The sequence below is a fragment of the Heyndrickxia sp. FSL W8-0423 genome, assembly GCF_038009395.1.
GTDB lineage: Bacteria > Bacillota > Bacilli > Bacillales > Bacillaceae_C > Heyndrickxia > Heyndrickxia sporothermodurans.
Genome location: NZ_JBBPBE010000001.1, coordinates 146,374 through 165,779, shown reverse-complemented (window position 1 = coordinate 165,779; position 19,406 = coordinate 146,374). Strand labels below are relative to the sequence as shown.

Annotated in this window: 15 protein-coding genes; 13 read left to right on the top strand and 2 right to left on the bottom strand. The window is 36.8% G+C overall.

Going from position 1 to position 19,406, the window contains the following annotated elements; all coding sequences use genetic code 11:
- The first annotated feature begins 106 nt into the window (after positions 1–106).
- Positions 107–1,318: an ROK family transcriptional regulator gene (locus MKY81_RS00765; RefSeq protein ID WP_235598278.1), complete on the top strand. Its 1,212-nt coding sequence runs from the start codon at positions 107–109 to the stop codon at positions 1,316–1,318.
- A gap of 254 nt (positions 1,319–1,572) precedes the next feature.
- On the opposite strand, the gene MKY81_RS00760 is transcribed toward MKY81_RS00765, so the two are convergent.
- Positions 1,573–3,015, bottom strand: coding sequence for a DDE-type integrase/transposase/recombinase (locus tag MKY81_RS00760; RefSeq protein WP_108073408.1), 1,443 nt, complete (start codon positions 3,013–3,015; stop codon positions 1,573–1,575).
- 166 nt (positions 3,016–3,181) lie between these two features.
- On the opposite strand from MKY81_RS00760, the gene MKY81_RS00755 reads away from it, so the two are divergent.
- From MKY81_RS00755 to argH, 4 genes are read left to right on the top strand one after another with little or no spacing between them, the layout of a single operon-like run.
- Complete coding sequence (locus MKY81_RS00755; protein ID WP_066228164.1) at positions 3,182–4,264, top strand: extracellular solute-binding protein; 1,083 nt, start codon at positions 3,182–3,184, stop codon at positions 4,262–4,264.
- Positions 4,265–4,278: 14 nt separating this feature from the next.
- The gene (locus MKY81_RS00750) at positions 4,279–5,382 is read left to right on the top strand and encodes an ABC transporter ATP-binding protein (RefSeq protein WP_108072274.1); all 1,104 of its coding nucleotides are present in this window, start codon (positions 4,279–4,281) and stop codon (positions 5,380–5,382) included.
- The gene (locus MKY81_RS00745; RefSeq protein ID WP_066228157.1) at positions 5,379–7,067 is read left to right on the top strand and encodes an ABC transporter permease; all 1,689 of its coding nucleotides are present in this window, start codon (positions 5,379–5,381) and stop codon (positions 7,065–7,067) included. Before MKY81_RS00750 ends, MKY81_RS00745 begins: the two co-directional genes overlap by 4 nt.
- Positions 7,068–7,124: 57 nt before the next feature.
- Positions 7,125–8,615 (top strand): argininosuccinate lyase, encoded by a 1,491-nt coding sequence (gene argH / locus MKY81_RS00740; RefSeq protein ID WP_066228154.1) that lies wholly within the window; start codon positions 7,125–7,127, stop codon positions 8,613–8,615.
- 192 nt (positions 8,616–8,807) lie between these two features.
- On the opposite strand, the gene MKY81_RS00735 is transcribed toward argH, so the two are convergent.
- The gene (locus MKY81_RS00735; protein ID WP_181294669.1) at positions 8,808–9,455 is read right to left on the bottom strand and encodes an HAD family hydrolase; all 648 of its coding nucleotides are present in this window, start codon (positions 9,453–9,455) and stop codon (positions 8,808–8,810) included.
- A 338-nt stretch (positions 9,456–9,793) separates the two neighbouring features.
- On the opposite strand from MKY81_RS00735, the gene MKY81_RS00730 reads away from it, so the two are divergent.
- From MKY81_RS00730 to MKY81_RS00695, 8 genes are all read left to right on the top strand, one after another.
- Positions 9,794–10,336, top strand: a complete 543-nt coding sequence (locus MKY81_RS00730) for a helix-turn-helix domain-containing protein (protein ID WP_066228145.1) — start codon at positions 9,794–9,796, stop codon at positions 10,334–10,336.
- Positions 10,337–10,455: 119 nt separating this feature from the next.
- Positions 10,456–12,501 carry a hydantoinase/oxoprolinase family protein gene (locus MKY81_RS00725; RefSeq protein ID WP_066228142.1) on the top strand — a complete coding sequence of 682 codons (2,046 nt, stop codon included), beginning with the start codon at positions 10,456–10,458 and terminating at the stop codon, positions 12,499–12,501.
- Positions 12,502–12,503: 2 nt separating this feature from the next.
- Positions 12,504–14,249, top strand: coding sequence for a hydantoinase B/oxoprolinase family protein (locus MKY81_RS00720; protein WP_341116217.1), 1,746 nt, complete (start codon positions 12,504–12,506; stop codon positions 14,247–14,249).
- Between the two features lies 1 nt (position 14,250).
- A complete protein-coding gene (locus tag MKY81_RS00715; protein WP_066228137.1) occupies positions 14,251–14,580 on the top strand; it encodes a cupin domain-containing protein in 330 nt (109 codons plus the stop codon).
- A 118-nt stretch (positions 14,581–14,698) separates the two neighbouring features.
- Positions 14,699–16,045, top strand: coding sequence for a purine-cytosine permease family protein (locus MKY81_RS00710; RefSeq protein ID WP_066228135.1), 1,347 nt, complete (start codon positions 14,699–14,701; stop codon positions 16,043–16,045).
- Positions 16,046–16,220: 175 nt separating this feature from the next.
- Positions 16,221–17,129, top strand: coding sequence for a DUF1672 family protein (locus tag MKY81_RS00705; RefSeq protein ID WP_108072275.1), 909 nt, complete (start codon positions 16,221–16,223; stop codon positions 17,127–17,129).
- 169 nt (positions 17,130–17,298) lie between these two features.
- Entirely contained in the window at positions 17,299–18,231 is a 933-nt protein-coding gene (locus MKY81_RS00700; protein ID WP_108072277.1) for a DUF1672 family protein, read from the top strand.
- A 314-nt stretch (positions 18,232–18,545) separates the two neighbouring features.
- On the top strand, positions 18,546–19,406 hold the full coding sequence (locus tag MKY81_RS00695; protein WP_181294668.1) for a DUF1672 family protein: 861 nt from the start codon (positions 18,546–18,548) through the stop codon (positions 19,404–19,406).

The following is a 19,406-nucleotide window of genomic DNA, read 5'->3' as shown; positions in this document are numbered from 1 at the left end:
AATAAAAATATTCAAAAAATATATTGTAAACGTTTTCCGAATAGGTTATATTATCTTTAGTTAATTAGTAAACTTTACTAACCAAAAAGATTAGGGCAGTGATGTTATGAGCTTAAAAGGAACACCGATGGAAATGAAATCTATCAATAAAAAAAGAGTGCTTCAATGTATTCAAGACTTCGCTCCCATATCGAGAGCAGAGATTTCAGCAAAAATTAAAATTAGTAAACCAACTGTATCGATATTGGTGGATGAACTTATAAACGATAACTGGGTAATTGAAAAAGGAATTGGTGAAGCTTCCTCCCAAGGTGGGAGAAGACCGATACAATTATTTTTTAATCATAAGGCTGCTTATGTTATCGGAATCGATATTGGTGGAACAAAAGTAAAAATAATCATCAGTGATTTAAGTGGCAATATTGTAGCTGAAAATAGTTTTAAAACAAATGAATATTTGGAAACGGGGTTGTTAAGTCACATTTCCAAGGAAGTGGATTGGCTAATCGATAAGGAAAAGATTGCCCAAGAAACGATCTTAGGAATGGGAGTGGGGATACCAGGAATCACCGATACAATTAGTGGTTTGGTAGTAGAGGCACCTAGCTTAAATTGGTTCAATTATTCCATTATAAACGAAGCGAAAAAATATTTCTCATTTCCAATTTATGCTGACAATGATGTGAATGTTGCTGCCCTTGGGGAACAATGGCTTGGCAAGGCCAAAAATAAGAATAATGTACTCTTTATTGCTATTGGGACAGGGATAGGATGCGGCATTATTATTAATAATCAACTGTATCGTGGTTCCTCCAGTGCCGCTGGAGAAATGGGTTATATGGTAACTGATAAAAAAGATGTGAAAAGCAATTTTAAACCTGTTTTTTATCGATATGGCTATTTAGAAAGTGTAGCCGGAGGAAAATCAATTGGGGAAAAACTAACTGAGAAGATTCGAAACCAGAGTGAACATCCATTATTTGAAGCAGTAAAAAACACTGATTTAAGTGCGGAAACTGCTTTTAAATTAGCACAAGCTGGTGACAAAATAGCCCAGCAAATTATAGATGACGCAACTGATCATTTAAGCTATGGAATTGTCAATGCTGCCAGTTTGCTAAATCCGGAGATCATTATTTTAGGAGGTGGTGTTTCGAAATCAGCTGAACAAATTTTACCTAATGTACGTGAAATTGTGAATCAATATCTTCCGAGTTCAGTAGAAATCTACACATCACAGTTAGGGGACAACGCAGGGGTTTTAGGAGCTGTTTCACTATTTTTACGAGAACATGAAAGTATCATTAAACATTCATAGGTATTGTAAAAAGTTCTATGAAAACTAAATAGTTGTTTAGGTTACTTTCCATTTATTAGGTGGGGAGCTCCCGCAATCGCTCTTGACAAACACGCCAATGGTTTGATCCAAGGTTAACAAGGGCGAAGGGGACAAAAAGAAGGCATACCAAATAAGCCCTTGGTATTTTCATTTTAAACCATTGGCAAGTTCGGTTTGTCAAGAGTTCGCTCCGCCGATTGCTAAATGGTCCAAGGGCTCTGCTAAACAAAAAGTTAGGCGGATCTTTGTTCGACTATCCATCGTTGAGCTAACTCGATGAGCTTTGTCCAACGCGCAGGCATGGTAGGAAGTCCTGATAACTTTGGATTCACAACGGGTACCTTGCCCTCTAGGGATGCATGTGGTCGTAGAAAGTTAAAATACGCCGCAAACAAGGTGACAAAAGAAACAGATCCATGATCCGATCCAAATCCTTGTGTAGAGCGATAATTTCCTTTAAATGTGCGATTCAGTCTTTCGATAATCTGTTTTAACGGTCTGTATTCGGTTGAGATGGGATCTTCATTTGTCAGCCCGATTACTTGCTTCACATCGAAAGAAATATCATTCTGAGCGAAGAAATGCTGGGCTAGAAGATAGATTGGATTTCCATCTACTACGAATGTAAGGTTTTCAGGGATCTCTTCCATCTTCAGTAGGACGTCGTTTATCGCTTGAATGGCGGATGCTGTATCACGATTAGGCGACACTCGGTACGAAAGGACGATCTTTTTCACCGCGTCAAAGAAGAAAAAGAGATAATGCCATTTTCCATTGACCCGGATATAGGTTTCGTCACCACAGAATTGATCTGAAAGCTCATAAGGATAGTGATCCACGTAAGGTTTAAGTAAAAGAGCCACACTATTTTCGTAGTTCAATATCGTCTGATGAGAAATAGCTACACCGTGAACATCCTGCATAAGGGCAGCGGTCCTTCTTGCGGAAAGACCGTAATTCACATGGTAGGTCAATATCAAACCTAACGTATGCGGAGAAGCATAGATTCTAGACAGATCAACAACTGGCAACTCCGGTGAATTCTTGGATAATGGTTGAAAATCAATGTGGAATTGGCGAAAAATATACCTTAACTTAAACGACTGGGGATCCTTTTTAAACTGTTTCTTTTCTTTGGAAGACATACCGTTTAATTTCTTTTGATAATACGGACAGTCGTCGTTTTTACACTTAAACACATCGAAATCTTTTCGCTCCTTGATCTTATCGAGTGTTTTAGAACAATGAGGACATTTCAAAATGGCCTCTTTCGAAAAACGATTCTTATCGCTGAAAAGGCAAGAACATACCTTGCATTGATACTGTCCCTTATCACCATTATTGGCATAAAGATAATCAGATGGTGCACCACACTTAGGACATTTCATTCCTTTAGGTACCGACACTTTTGCGTTCTTGTGTCTTCGAACGGGTTTAAGAGATTTCCCATGCTTCTCTTGGTACTCCGTTAGGAGATTTCGATAATTCAGCTTTTCTGGGATTTCGATAATGGGAAGATCATCAACTTGTAGTTTTCGATAAGGTTTGTTAACAGGCTGCTGATCTTTCGGTTTATCAAACATACTCTTCCCAATAAGTAGGGTGAGTAATGTTCGAATTATTTGTTCTTGGAATTTTATAAAAGTTAGTAAATAGGTTATAATTTGAGGGTACAACTTGTCACTTCCTTTTCTAAGGTTGTTGGGTGTGTGGTAACCTCAATTATCCTTAGATTTAGGGGGGTGGCAATTTTTTTGCTCAAAAATCCCTCTATTAAGGTAGTTTATAGCCTATTTTATATAAAAGTTTTGACAAAACGCATTCATAAACGGGGGGAGAATTATGAAGAAGAAAAAATTTGTTTCTTTATTAGCAACATTATCATTATCTGCAACCTTGATTCTTTCAGCATGTAGCTCCGGAGAAAAAAGCTCCGGAACTAATAAGGGAAAAGCAAAAGATTTAGAAGACAAAATTGTTGTTTACTCACCACATGGAAAAGATATTTTAGGTCAATTTGAAAAGCTGTTTGAGGATAAATATGGAATTGATGTAGAATGGCTCGACATGGGCTCACAAGAGGTGTTGGACCGTGTCCGATCAGAGAAAAATAATCCTCAGGCAGATATATGGTGGGGAGCACCTTCGACAAGCTTTGATCAAGCTAAAGAAGAAGATCTATTAGAGCCTTATGAACCGTCTTATGCGAAGACGCTCGAAGAAGGTTTCCATGATCCTGAATGGTACTGGACTGGTACGAGTCAAACACCGGAAGTGATTATGTATAACTCTAAGCTTCTGAAAAAAGAAGATGCACCAAAAGATTGGGATGATCTTCTTGATCCAAAATGGAAGGATAAGGTTATTATTCGTTATCCACTAGCTTCTGGGACAATGAGAACCATTTTTTCAGCGATGATTTATCGTGATTTTAAAGATTCTCAAGATCCTGCTAAAGGCTATGAATGGTTGAAAAAACTGGATAACAATACAAAAGAATATTCGGCTAATCCAGAAATGATGTACAACAAAGTGGCCAAAGGGGAAGGGACTGTCACTGTTTGGGATATGCCTGATGTTGTTATGTTAAAAGAACAAAAGAAATACCCATTTGAGTTTATTATTCCTGAAAGTGGTACACCTGTTTTAACAGAAGGTATAGCGATGATAAAGAACGCTCCACATCCAAAGGCAGCAAAAGCATTCTATGAATTTGTCAATACACCTGAGGCAGCAAAAATTTTAGCGGAAGAACATTATCGTATTCCGACGAGAAATGATGTAACCGATTTACCAGACTGGATTAAAAATACAGAAATAAAAGAGATGGATATTGATTGGAAAGTATTCCAAAGTAAATCGGATGAATGGATGAAATACTGGGATGAAAATATTAAAAATGGCGATAAACAGATAAAAGAATAGGAAGTGAACTAGAAATGGCGTCTATTAATCTCGAAAACGTCCAAAAAGCCTTTGGAAAAGTCGTTGCTGTAGATCAGCTAAATTTAAAAATAAACGAAGGGGAGTTTTTTACCTTTTTAGGACCAAGTGGCTGTGGGAAAACGACAACTCTTCGAATGATTGCCGGTTTTTATTATCCATCTAAAGGTGTTGTTCGTTTTGGAGAAAAGGACATGACGCGTGTTCCTCCCGAAAAAAGAAATACAGGCATGGTTTTTCAAAACTATGCCTTGTTTCCTCATATGACGGTTTTCGAAAATGTAGCATTCGGATTAAAAGTTAGAAAAGTCGCATCAAGTGAAATAAAAAAGAGAGTTAAAGAAGTACTAGAGAAAGTTCGTTTAGAAAAATATAGTGATCGTCAAGTGAGTCAATTAAGTGGAGGGCAGCAGCAACGTGTCGCACTGGCAAGGGCATTAGTAATTGAACCCGAAATTCTCTTATTGGATGAACCGTTAAGTAATCTAGATGCAAAATTACGGGATGAAATGAGAACAGAAATTTTGCGACTACAACGTGATTATCATATAACAACGATTTACGTGACACATGACCAAGCAGAAGCTTTATCAATGAGTGACCGCATTGCCGTCTTTAATTTTGGGGTTTGTCATCAAGTAGGGACTCCTTCAGAAATATATAATGAACCAGCCAATGATTTTGTTGCTAGCTTCATAGGGGAAATTAACTTTATCCCAATGAAAATAGAAAAAACAGACGAGCAAACGATTGAAGTGAGTATCCTAGATGGATCTAAAAGGTTACATGTGAACCATACCCCATTTAATTACCGAGAACCTAAGGAAAACGAGGATGTTGTTCTTTCAATTAGACCCGAATCTATTAAACTATCACCCAATCGATTTGATAGCGTGAATGCGCTGGAAGGGAAGCTTGAGCTGATTCAATTTTTTGGTTCAATGATTGAAGTGTTAGTCAATGTAAATGGTTTGATGCTCAAAGTAAATATGTTAAATTCGAATGATTTGTCACATCTTCAAAAAGGCACGAATGTTTGGATCAATCTTCCGGAAGAAAGTATCCGTATTATTCCAAAGATAAGCGGTGAAATAAAATGATAAAAAATAGGAATAATCGTCTAACGATTTTATTATTAATTCCAATCTTATTGATTTTAATTGCCTATGTTCTTTATCCATCCATTAAGACATTGATCGAGAGCTTATATCAGGGAGAAACTTTTACATTTGCGAATTACTCTGACTTTTTTGTTCAAGAATCAAAAACAAATTTAGAGGCTTTGTGGAATTCAGTTTATATTTCTCTTTTAAGTGTATTTGTCAGTGCTTTAATAGGGATTCCATTGGCAATCATTTTTAATCGATATGACTTTCCTGGAAGGAGTTTCTTTTCAACGGCAGCCATCATGCCAATGGTTTTACCTTCACTGGTAGGTGTAATGGCATTTATGTTTTTATATGGTGAAACGGGTTTAATTCCTAATGGCATTAAGGACTTGTTTGGTTTAGAAAAGGTTCCTTTTAAGCTTGGGGGAGTATCGGGGATATTGATTGTCCATGCCTATACGATGTACGTGTATTTTTACATGACTGTATCGTCCGCCATCAATAAAATTGACCCAAGTTTAGAGGAGGCTGCCTATAACTTAGGGGCGAGTAAGTTTAAAGTGTTTTGGAAAGTTACTTTTCCATTATTAACACCAGCTATTGTTGCCGCATCCCTTCTTGTATTTATGATATCAATGGCTTCATTTAGTGCCCCATTCCTGCTTGCAGGTGGTTATCGGGTGTTAAGCTTACAGATATATTTTTCCAAAATCAATGGGGATATGGAAATTGCCGCTACCCAATCGGTTATTTTATCCATTGTATCGATTAGTTTCCTAATTTTTATGAGATGGTATCAGAATCGAAAGGACTATCGAATGGCAACAAAGGGAATAGGAGCCCATCGAAGTGAGGTGAAAAATCCGTTTGTTAAATGGATCCTTGTTGTATCTGGAGTCATCGCTGTTATTATATTATTGCTTCCGCATTTGACTATTTTATTACTATCTCTCGTTCCAGATGGTACGTGGACATGGCAAACATATCCGACTGTGTTTAACATTGAAAATTATCGTCTATTATTAGACGATCCAAATATATGGAAACCAATCAAAAATAGTTTATTGCTTGCTATCCTTGCAACTGCTGGAAATTTAGTGTTTGGTGTTTTTGCCTCTTACTTATTAGTTAAACGAAAATTTGTAGGGAAGAGCTTTGTCGACATTCTAGTCATGATTCCGTGGGCCTTGCCAGCAACGGTTATCGGGATGAATTTAATATTTGCTTTCAATGAACCAAATATCTTTTCATTCGGAAATATTTTAGTCGGGACTTTCTGGATTCTTCCTTTAGCCTATTTTGTCCGGCATATTCCGTTGGTCGTTCGTTCTACGAATGCTGTTTTAGAGCAATTGGATGATTCATTGGAAGAAGCTTCCCGAAATTTAGGAGCTAAATGGTTTTATACATTTAGGAAGGTGATATTACCGATTATTATGCCTGGGGTAATGTCAGGAACATTGCTTGCGTTCGTTGAATCTGTAGGTGAATTCCCAACATCGGTTCTCTTGTATACCTTATCGAACCGACCAATTTCAATTGAAATTATGAACCAACTGCGAATGTTTAACATGGGGCAAGCAGCAGCATATGGAATGTTTCAAATCATTCTTATTGCACTTGTGCTCTTTATCTCCAATAAGTTTTTCGGTGTAAAAGCTGAGCAATCGTTATAACTAGTGAGATTTGTGAAATAGGTAAAATAATAATGCAAACGAAATCGGAGTGTTAACATGAATAAATTGGATGAATTTATTAAAGAGGAAGGTAATGTTTTTCCAGGAAAAACTTATGTCGAAGAGCTATTAAAGCCTGTATTTAATGACCAAAGGGATTACTTATTTCATGTTATGTTTGATATTCATCGCGCACATGTGATTATGTTGTCTGAACAAAAGATTATTAGTGTTGAAGAGGCAAAGGTGATGCTAGATGGGATCAATAAAGTGGCAAAAACGGATACGGCTTCTTTATGTTATCAACCACAATTTGAAGATTTATTTTTTATGATGGAAGCAAAAATCGGTGATGTAATTGGTGAAGAATTAGCAGGGAAAATTCATATTGCCCGAAGTCGAAATGATATGGGTGTTGCAATGTATCGATTAGTATTGCGAGAGCATCTTCTCACAACGCTTAGAAATGCCTACCAATTAAGCGAAGCGTTACTAGATCTATCTGAAATGCATATTGAAACATATATGACTGGCTATACACATACACAACCAGCACAACCAACGACACTTGGTCATTATTTATTAGCCGTCTATGATGTATTGCAAAGAGATATTAAACGCTTATGGTCGGCTTTTGAAACGGTGAATCAATCACCACTTGGTGCAGCTGCTTTAACGACTACAGGCTTTCCAATCTGCCGTGATCGAACATGTGAATTATTAGGGTTTGATCGTGTGATTGAAAACTCCTATGATTCAATTGCTGGTGCTGATTATATATTAGAAACCTCAACATCATTGATGACATTAATGGTTAATACGGGTAGATGGATTCAGGACTTTTTGCAACACGTAACAAGAGAATTCGGCTCATTTATTGTGGCGGATCCTTATGTACAAATAAGCAGTATTATGCCTCAAAAAAGAAACCCAGTTTCCATCGAGCATTCTCGTTCAATCGCAAGTAGTGCCTATGGGGATGCTCTAGCTGCAATGAACATGATTCACAATACCCCTTTTGGTGATATTGTTGATACGGAGGATGATCTGCAGCCACATTTATATCGTGCCTTTAATAATGCAAATCGAGTATTGAGACTCATGTATGCTGTTATTAGCACATTGAAGGTAAACAAAGAACATATGGCAAAGATGGCCAGAAAATCTAGCATTACAATTACGGAATTAGCGGATACATTAGCACGAGATTTTGATATTCCATTCAGAAAAGCCCATTCTATAGCTAGCCATATTTCGAAAGTCACGGTTAAAGAGAAAAAAGAACTTTATGATTGGGATAGTAAAGAAATTAATCAGATTATCAAGGAATATTTCGATGTAGCGTTAACTGAAGAAGAGTGGAAGAAGATCATTTCTCCAGAATATTTTGTGGAAATAAGAAAAATCCAAGGTGGTCCTAGCTCGGATGAGGTAACAAGAATGATTGCTGGCAGAAAGGGATTACTTTTAAACAAGTTGAAAGTATATGAGAGAATTAGTAATCAGCTGAATGCAAAGCACAAGGAACTTGTTGAATATAGGTTATAAATCGGATCGGATGTAGTTGAATGTTAAATTTCTAATTGTGAATTTTCCATATTAATAGTTAAGTAGTACAAAAAAGACCCTCAACATCGTTACAAACGAAGAGTGGGTCTTTTCTACATTATATTGGGAAAGAAGGTTATTGTAAAAAAGGTCATTAGAGGTCGTAACTATAGGAATGGAATCAAAGAACTGCTACTCTACCTTTCTAATAACCTCAGACAAACTCATATCTGCCATTGACTGCAGACGTAAATGATGATTTTCAAAAGCAAGATGTTCCGTCACGGGATTTGGTACGATGACACATTTTAAACCTGCAGCAAGTGCTGCTTGCAGACCGTTAAGTGAATCCTCAAATGCAATGGCTTCAGAAGGATTAATGTTTAAAGAATCCACTGCTTTTAAGTATAAATCTGGTGCTGGCTTTACTTTATCGACATCATCCTTTGTAATTAAGATGTCAAAATAGTGCAGTAGGTTTAATTGCGATAAATAATTCGTTACCCACATTTTGGACGAACTTGTTGCTAAGGAAATTTTGTATCCTAATTTCTTAGCATCCTCTAAATATTCCTTTACTCCTGCGCGGGCTACGGGTGCCGTCATTTTTTTCTCATAAAAGGTTTTAGCGGCATCTTCAATTTCTTGAATATCGCAATCATCTCCAAGTTGCTCCTTGAAATAGGCGTATAATGCCGTATCATCTGAACCGATGCATTTAGAAAACTGTTCTAACGGTAAGTCACATTTATACGATTTCATTGTTTCCTTATAAGACTCATACCAAATGGTCTCGGTGTCTAAAATCAATCCATCAAAATCAAAAATTATCGCTTTTATCAATTTTTTCCCTCCAGTAAATCATCTATTCTGTTATTTTCTTATTCATTTATAGTCTATGAAAAATATCTAGTTGAAGCAATGGGACTTTTTCAAGGTATCCAAGGGCATGTTGAATGGCATTTCTAGAATTAAATATAATTTTTAATTATTATTCCTACTTGTGCAAAGCTAAATAAAATACCTTATCCTAGATTCTTTAAAAAATTTTTAAAATATTAACTGAATCTTCTTTTGATTCTAAATGTTATGTGATACTATATAATCAATTAAAGTAATACTTTAATTAAATTTCAGTATCAGTGTAATTTTCCTGTATTTCTTAAAAGGAGTTTAACATGGAAGAAATTAATAAAAAAATCAAGGAATTGAGAATTCAAAAGGGATTAACTTTGAAGGATCTTAGTGAACGGACAGAGCTTTCCATTAGTTTCTTATCTCAGGTTGAAAGGGGGACTACATCTCTAGCTATTACATCCTTAAAGAAAATTGCGGATGCATTAAACACAAAAATGGCAGAATTTTTTGAAGAAACATCGAATCAAAAATATGTAGTTAAGGCAAATGAACATCATCCGTTCAATATTAAAGGCTCAGAGTTTACTTATGTAAGAAAGAATGGTGAGTTTGCTGGTAGATTACTAGAACCAATCTTAGTCACGCTTACACCTAATCAAAAGCAAACACAGAAATTTGGCCACCCTGGTGAGGAGTTTTATTACGTAGTAGAAGGAATGGTTGTTTTTCAATTAGAAGGTGAAGAGTATTTAGTTCGAAAAGGAGATTCTATTCATTTCCCTTCAACGATTCCACATACTGTTGAAAACCCATCAAATGAGGAAGCGATACTTCTTAGTGTCTTGACCCCAGTGATTTTTTAACAGGAAGAATCAAGGTAGTTGTAGTAGGAAACGCTCACTTGTGACAATGCTTCAATTTGTCCGTTCATAAAACGTAATACTAGAAAATTTGATTATTCATAGAAAGGTGGAATTAGTCAATGCGAGTAGCTACAGATATTGGTGGAACGTTTACCGATTTAGTTTATGTAAATGAAGATGGAGAAATTGGTGTAGCCAAAAGCCATACCACACCACCAAATTTTGAAAAAGGTGTCATCGATGTTATTGAAAAAAGTCAAATTGATCAAACAGCCATTCAAACATTTATCCACGGTACGACGGTCATCATTAATGCATTAACGGAAAGAAAAGGAGTGAAAACAGGTTTAATTACTACAAAAGGCTTCCGTGACGTTCTTGAGATTGCTAGAGGAAATAGGCCGGATCTTTTCAATGTTCGATATAAAAAACCTGAGCCATTTGTTGAACGATACTTACGTCAAGAAATAGATGAACGTTTAAATTACAAAGGAGAAGTTGTTTCTCGATTAAATAAAGAGCAATTGAAAGATATTATCTTATATTTTCAAAAAGAGAATGTGGAAGCTATTGCTGTCTCATACCTTCATTCATATGTGAATCCAGTCCATGAAATTGAAACAGTAAAGATGATTCAAGAATTATGGCCTGAGGTAGCTGTTACAGCCTCTCATGATGTAACTCAGGAATGGCGCGAATATGAACGAACAAATACAGCCGTTCTTAATTCATATGTAAAACCTATTGCTGCATCCTATGTGAATCGTTTACATACAAAGCTACTCGAAAATGAGACACATAGTCAAAATTACATTATGCAATCTAACGGAGGGACAACTACCTTTAGTCGCGCAAAGCAAACTCCTATTAATATGGTAGAATCCGGCCCTGTTGCGGGAATATATGGTGCAGCCGTTCTTGGTGAAATTATTGGAGAAGACAATATTATCGCTTTTGACATTGGCGGAACGACAGCAAAATGTTCGTTAATCAATAAAGGGGAAGTCAAGGTCTCTACTGAGTATTTCATTGAAAAAGACGAACGTAATGCAGGTTATCCCATTAAAGTACCGGTTGTAGATATCGTCGAAATTGGAAATGGCGGTGGTTCCATTGCTTGGATTGATGATGCTGGTTCTCTGAAGGTTGGTCCGCAATCTGCCGGTGCTTTGCCGGGGCCAGTTGCTTACGGTCAGGGTGGTACCGAGCCGACTACAACCGATGCTAATTTAGTAACGGGACGTCTTTCACCAGATAATTTCGATTATGCAGTTGACTTAGATAAGGTAAAAACTGCGATTAAGGAAAAAGTAGCTGATTATTTTGATCTTTCGGTTGAGGAAGCAGCACTAGGTATTATTCGGATTGCGAATTCCAATATGCTAAACGCGTTAAAGTTAATTTCGATTCGTAAGGGACATAATCCCCGTGATTTCAGTTTAGTCGCATTTGGTGGCGGAGGATCAATGCATGCCCCTGCTTTAGCAAAAGAACTAGGAGTCAAGAAAGTAATTGTTCCAGTTGCTTCACCCGTGTTTTCTGCATGGGGAATGTTAATGACAGACCTGCGCCATGACTACATTCAAACATATATTAAGAGACTTCTGCAGGTAGATCTAAAAGAATTGAATAAAGAGTGGAATTCGCTAGAAGCGAAATCTCTTACTCAGTTTAAAGAAGAAGATATTGACGAAAGTAGAGTCATATTTTCCCGATATGCAGATATTCGATATCTTGGACAAGAGCATACAGTAAAGGTACCAGTACCAAGTGGACAGTGGACAGAAGAGACCATTTTAGAAGTAGTGAATCATTTTGCTGATCTTCACGAACAACATTATACATTTAAATTAGAAGGAACACCGGCCGAAATTGTGAACCTTCATTTAACCGCTTTTGGAAGGGTAATGAAACCTCAGCTTAAAAAGCTATCGGCAAGTAGCGGAAGCCTTGAACAGGCCCTTAAGGAAACTCGCCAAGTATATTTTGAGGAAGTTGGTTGGTTAGAAACGAATATCTATCACAGACAATTATTGAATAAAGAGGTACAGATTTCGGGACCTGCGATTGTTGAAGAAACCTCAGCTTCTACAGTTCTATATCCTGGCCAATCACTGACTGTAGATGAATATGGAAATTTAATCATTGATACGGGGGGGGAGTGAAAATGACGCAACTTCAAACGAAAGTTGATCCGTTCACATTAGAAATCGTTAAGGATTCTTTAATCGCCATTGGGGATGAAATGTTCATCGCACTAGCAAAAACATCGATGAGTCCAATTATTTATGAGGTTCTTGATTATGCGAGTGGTCTTCTCGATGCAAAGGGTCAGCTATTAACACAAGGGAATGGAGTAACAGGCTTTATCGGCATGCTATCGGCTATGGTGAAACAGACACTTCAAAAGTTTGGTTCAGCTGATTTAAAGGAAGGAGATATCATTATTATTAATGATTCCTACGGAGGTGGTGGTTCCCATCTTTCAGATGTAGGACTCGTAATGCCGATTTTTAGTGATGGCGAACTGGTTGCTTTTTCTGCAAACAAGGCACATTGGACTGAAGTTGGTGGGAAAGACCCTGGCTCTTTCAGTAATGATGCGACGGAAATCTTTCAAGAGGGACTGCAATTCCCATGTGTAAAGCTCTTTAATGAAGGGAAAATCAATCAAGCCATTGTGGACATGATTCAAGCAAACGTACGATTCCCAGAGTTATCCTTAGGTGATATGTGGGCACAGGTTGCTGCTCTTAAGACAGGGGAAAAACGAGTGAAGGAATTATGTGAGAAGCATGGAAAAAGTATGGTTCTAGCTTCAGTAGACTATTTGTTAGATCACGGAGAAAAACTTGCCCGCAAGGAACTAAGCAAATTACCAAAAGGCACTTATGAATCAGAGGACTATATAGACGATGATGGTTTTGGGAATGGGCCATTTAAAGTAAAAGTGAAAGTAACCATTACTGAGGATAAATTCATTGCCGATTTCCGTGGCAGTCATCCACAGGTTCCGGGACCGATAAACTGTTCCTATACGGCGCTAGTTTCAGCCGTACGTGCCATTTTTCTAGCTATTACCAATCCATCAGTCGATGCAAATGATGGTGTGTTCAGACCTTTTGAAATTATTACTGATAAAAGATCTGTCCTATCTGCAGAGCGTCCAGCTCCAGTGTCTATTTATTGGGAAAGTATGCAGGCAGGGGCTGATTTGATTTGGAAAGCACTTGCTCCAGTTGTACCACATCGTTTAACAGCTGGACATTTATTATCGGTTTGTTCAGTTGTCCTATCTGGAATCCATCAAGACACAAATGAACCGTTTCTAATCGTTGAACCATCCGTAGGAGGATGGGGTGGAGCTGATGGACAAGATGGGGCAAGGGGCCAATTCTGTATTGGTGATGGTGAAACATACAATGTTCCTGTTGAAGTAGCAGAGACTCGTTATGGGATAATGGTGGATGAATACAGCTTACGTTCTGATGGAGCAGGGGCGGGAGAATTCATTGGTGGTTCAGGAGTCATACGCTCTTATCGAGCACTATCAGATAATCAAACAGTCTCTGTAACGTTTGGTCGTAATAAATTTGTGCCATGGGGTATTAATGGTGGAAAAAGTGGTTCAGCTAATGAATTTTTTATTGAAAAAGCAAATGGTGAAGTTGATGGACCATATGGAATTTTTCCAAGGTATCCATTAAATAAAGGTGATGTTGTGAAATTAGTCACTGCTACTGGGGGTGGATATGGCGATCCATTCAAACGACCGGCAGAAAAAGTAGCTAGAGATGTGCGAAATGGATATCTTTCAATACAACAAGCCGAAGATGAATATGGTGTCATTATTAATGAAAAAGATTTTACAGTTGAAGATTTAACAGATAAACGCAAACAAAGGGGTGCATAGTATGGAAGTCATGAAAATTGAAAACCTATCAGCTGATCCAAATGCTGTCGTTCCATTAAAAACAGTTTTTTCTCACGAAGCTTTGTCGGGATCAATGAAAATGGGTACGGTCGTTATTCCACCGGGGAAGCGGGTGCCATTGACAGGTGTTTCAAATCATCAAGAAAATGAGTATTCAATTGTGATAAAAGGTTCCATTGTTACTGAAACAATAGGTAAAACGTTTAAAGTCACAAGTGGTGAAGCAACATTCATTCCAGCTGGGCAAGAACATATTGCCTATAATGATGGAGATGAAGATTGTGAAATTGTATGGGTGCTAGTTGGATAGAAACCTATGGAAAAAGACCTTGCTTGACAAGGTTTTTTTCACACTATAATTTAACAGAATATTGCTAATTATTTTCATAGGAAGATGTTCGTCAAATATGGTTAAGGGGTTGAAGAAGATGGAGGACGTATCATTAAAAAAAGGCGGAAAAGATGAGGCGCTTTCGGCAGTGCCTTTGAATGAAAGGCAACATTGGATTTCTCCAGCAGTTATTTTTGGTGGACTAGAATTTACTATTCCCGTATTAATGGTGGGGGCTTCGTTAGCTGCCAGCTTTGGACTAGGTAAAATATTTTGGATTTTACTCATTGCCTTATTTGTTTTTCAATGGATTGGTAATGCTTTGCAAGGATATATTGGGGCGAAAACAGGACGAACTTCTTCAGTTATTGCACGAACTAGTTTTGGGGCTAATCAAGCTAGATTTATCGTAGGTTTAACTATTTTTATCGTATCATTGGGATGGTGGGCATTGCAAACGGCTGTTGCAGGGAATGCCATTTCTGCCATGATTGGTATCGATTATCAGACACAATGGTTCCCTTGGGCGGTTGTAACTGTTATTGCAGGTTTATTCTTCGCTCTTCCATCTATTATCGGTTATTCATCGATGAAGTGGACAGACTATTTAGCGGTACCAGCAGGTCTCTTATTGATTGCTTTTGGAATTTTTTATGCATTAAAAAATACAGGCTGGCATACAATTGCCTCTTGGAGCCCAGAACCCCAAATGACCATACTAGCTGCTATTAGTCTAGTTATTGGAATCAATGTTTCTCAATGGGTGATTGCATCTGACTATACGCGATATGCCAAGCCACGTGTAAAGGATAATGTCTTAATCCCATTAGGTATTATTGCCGTGGGTTTCCCACTCTTTTATGTTGGTGCAATTATGTCGATTGGTGTTGGAGATGCGGATATAGTAAATGTTATGATGAATCTTGGCTTTCCAGTGTGGGGATTTCTCATTTTATGGTTAGCTACTTGGACGAGTCAATTAGTGAATAATTATAGTATGGGACTTGCATTGGCTAATATGTTAAATGTTAACTCAAATAAAGGTCGTGCCTTGCTTACTTTAGCCGGAACACTTATTGCGATTGTCATCGCCCTTGCTGGTATTCTTGATTATTTTACGGATTTCCTTTATATGACCGCCCTTATATACCCAGCTATTGGTGGTGTTATGATGGCTGACTTCTTTTTTATCAGAAAGCATCAATGGGTTGATCATAAAGGGTGGAACTGGATGGCTACAATTGCTTTAGTAGTGGGAACGTTTGTCGGATACTATACACAATATGTTCATTCATTTGGTCTACCAGCTGTTCAATCCATTATCGTTTCTGGACTTGTCTATATACTGGCTATGAAAATAAAAGCTAAAGTAGCTCCAGATCATTTTACTGAAGTCATGGTTAAAAGTGATTCCAAATTTTTAAATGAGAAAAAGGTGATTTAAATTTAACATAAGTACGGGAACGGTATATTTGTTTTTATAAAACAGTGGAACCGTTCCCCTATTTTATGCCTGTCAAAAGCCTCCTTCAATATACATACGAATCTTTTCTCCTATTTCACCTTCCTTTTTTATCCTGTAAAATTTTAATTAGCAAAACATGTAGGATGTGGGAGAAATGAAAAGAATATGGAAACTATCCATCAGTTTACTACTCAGCATCAGTCTCATGTTAGGAGGATGCAGTTTTATGAACAGTCAAACCAATAACAAAAAAGCAGAACAAGATGAAATATTTATGCCTGTCCAAGACTACACAGGCCAAGGATTTTCATTTGATAACGGTGAAAAGACAGGGGAATTTGCAAAAAAGCACCGGGAAGAGATTATTAAAGTAGTCGATCAATTTTTCAAAAAGGAATATGGTTTAGAAGTAACAACCCATAATCTTGTAGGAGCAAAAAATGCAGTTGTCGTATTTGTAGAATCCAAGAAAGAACCTTATTTTCATACGTCTGTTGTTGTCGGTGTGAATATAGAAAATAATAAAATTTCCGATGATGTCTTCGCATATGAAGGCTCTGTTGAAGGTGCAATCATGTCAGGGCTTTATGTGATGGCTTATGAAAAGGAATTTAAAAAGCTGGATGAGTTTTGTGAAATGATAGCGAAGAAATATCCAGTGGTTGGGATGAGGCAAGAGGCTGTAAATAAAACGATGGATACGGGTTACAGTACTCCGTTTTATTATACAAGTACACTAGCATCTGATTTTCCTAAAGCATTCGATGCATTTACTAATCATCATCAAATTTCAAAAGCTGAACTTCGGAATATAATTAACAGAAAGAAGTTTGATAAAGAAGATTTTCTTGTTACTCTTACATTTTATATGGAAGAAAAACAAGGCCAACCAAGTAAGGAAATGGTGAAAGAGATTATCAATCTTTTCAAAAAGACAAAGGGGCTACCTCCAGGAAATTATGGGATTACTCTTCGGAGTAATGAATTAATTAAAAGTTCTGGGAAAGAGAAAAGTCATGAAGGTACAGTTCCAGATATCGATGAAATTATTATAAGACGATAAAAGGGGATAGTTTTTAATAGAAGAAAGTGATTTGACATTTTCTTGTTTCTTCAAAAACTGTCCCTAAGTATCTAGCGTAGGAACAACTTCTGGCTTGATATAATGTTTTTAAAGCTGTAAACATAATAAAATCCAATTTAAAATAGCCAAACATGTTAGGTGTGAGAAAATGAAAAAAGGACGGAAACTATCCATCGGTTTACTACTCAGCATCAGCCTCATGTTAGGAGGGTGCAGTTTTATAAACAGTCAAACCAATAACAAAAAAGCGGAAGAAGATGAAATATTTATGCCTGTCCAAGACTACATAGGCCAGGGATTTTCATTTGATAACGGTGAAAAAACAGGCGAATTTGCAAAAAAGCACCGGGAAGAGATTATTAAAGTAGTCGATCAATTTTTCAAAAAAGAATATGGTTTAGAAGTAACACCCCATAATCTTGTAGGAGCAAAAAATGCTGTTGTCGTGTTTGTTGAATCCAAGCAGGAACCTTATTTTCATACCTCTGTTGTAGTCGGTGTGGACGTAAAAAATAACAAAATATCCGATGATGTTTTCGCATATGAAGGTTCGGTTGAAGGTGCAATCATGTCAGGGCTTTATGTGATGGCGTATGAAAAGGAATTTAAAAAGCTGGATGAGTTTTGTGAAATGATTGCGAAGAAATATCCTGTGGTTGGGATGAGGCAAGAGGCTGTGAACAATACAATGGATACGGGATATGCAACACCATTCTTTTATACAAGTACATTAAATAATTATTTTCCAAAGGCATACGACGCTTATATGAAGGATCATAACATATCAAAAAAAGAGCTTCGGCAATTAATTTATGAACAGAAATTTGAAGATGGATATGATAGCGAAAGTGATACTGTAGATATTTCATTGTCATTTTATGTGAATAAAGTTCGCAGTTTACCGGATGAAAAAATGGCCAATAAAGTAATTAATGAATTTAAAAGGGAAATGGGATTTCCGCCTGGTAATTATGGGATTTTTATAGAAAGTAATGAAATAAATAAAAAGACTGGGAATGAAAGAAGCTTTAAGGGAACAACTCCAAGTATTGATGATATTATTATCAATCTTTATAAATAAGGTGATGAAATTACAAGATATAAGATCGATTAACGTATTCACCTAATCAAGATTTAGTGCAATTAAGTATACAGTATTTATAACAACCACTTAAAATCAAAAGCATTTTAGTGAAAAAACAAAACATGTTTATTTCTACTTAAGAACCTCTATCCATATACCCACAAGCCTTTTATCCTATTTTACCTACCTTTTTTATCCTGTAAAATTTATAATAGCAAAACATGTGGGATGTGGGAGAAATGATAAGAAGATGGAAACTATCTATCGGTTTACTACTCAGTATTAGCCTCATGTTAGGAGGATGCAGTTTTATGAACAGTCAAACCAATAACAAAAAAGCAGAAGAAGATGAAATATTTATGCCTGTCCAAGACTACACAGGCCAAGGTTTTTCATTTGATAACGGTGAAAAAACAGGCGAATTTGCAAAAAAGCACCGAGTAGAGATTATTAAGGTGGTCGATCAATTTTTCAAAAAAGAATATGGTTTAGAAGTAACACCCCATAATCTTGTTGGAGCAAAAAATGCTGTTGTCGTGTTTGTTGAATCCAAGCAAGAACCTTATTTTCATACATCTGTTGTAGTCGGTGTGAATATAGAAAATAATAAAATATCCGATGATGTTTTCGCATATGAAGGCTCTGTGGAAGGGGCTATCATGTCAGGGCTTTATGTGATGGCGTATGAAAAGGAATTTAAAAAGCTGGATGAGTTTTGTGAAATGATTGCGAAGAAATACCCTGTGGTTGGGATGAGGCAAGAGGCCGTGAACAACACAAGGGACACGGGATATACAACCCCTTATTATTATACAAGCACATTATCCATGGATTTTCCGCTTGCTTATAACGCCTATATGAAGAATCATAGTATCCAAAAAAGTGATTTGCGGGAATTAATATTCAAACAACAATTTGAAAGTGAATATGCTCCAGATAAGAATTGCATAGAAATTTCATTAACATTTTATATGAAAAAAAGAAATAGTAATCCTGAGAAAAAGCTCGCAAATGACATTATTCGAGAGTTTAAACAGACAAAAGGATTACCCCCTGGAAATTATGCCGTTTTTAATCAAAGTAATGAAATTAACAAAAAAACAGGATTAGATAAGAGTTATCAAGGAACAACTCCGGGAATTGATGAAATCCTTATTAAACTTTATAAGTAG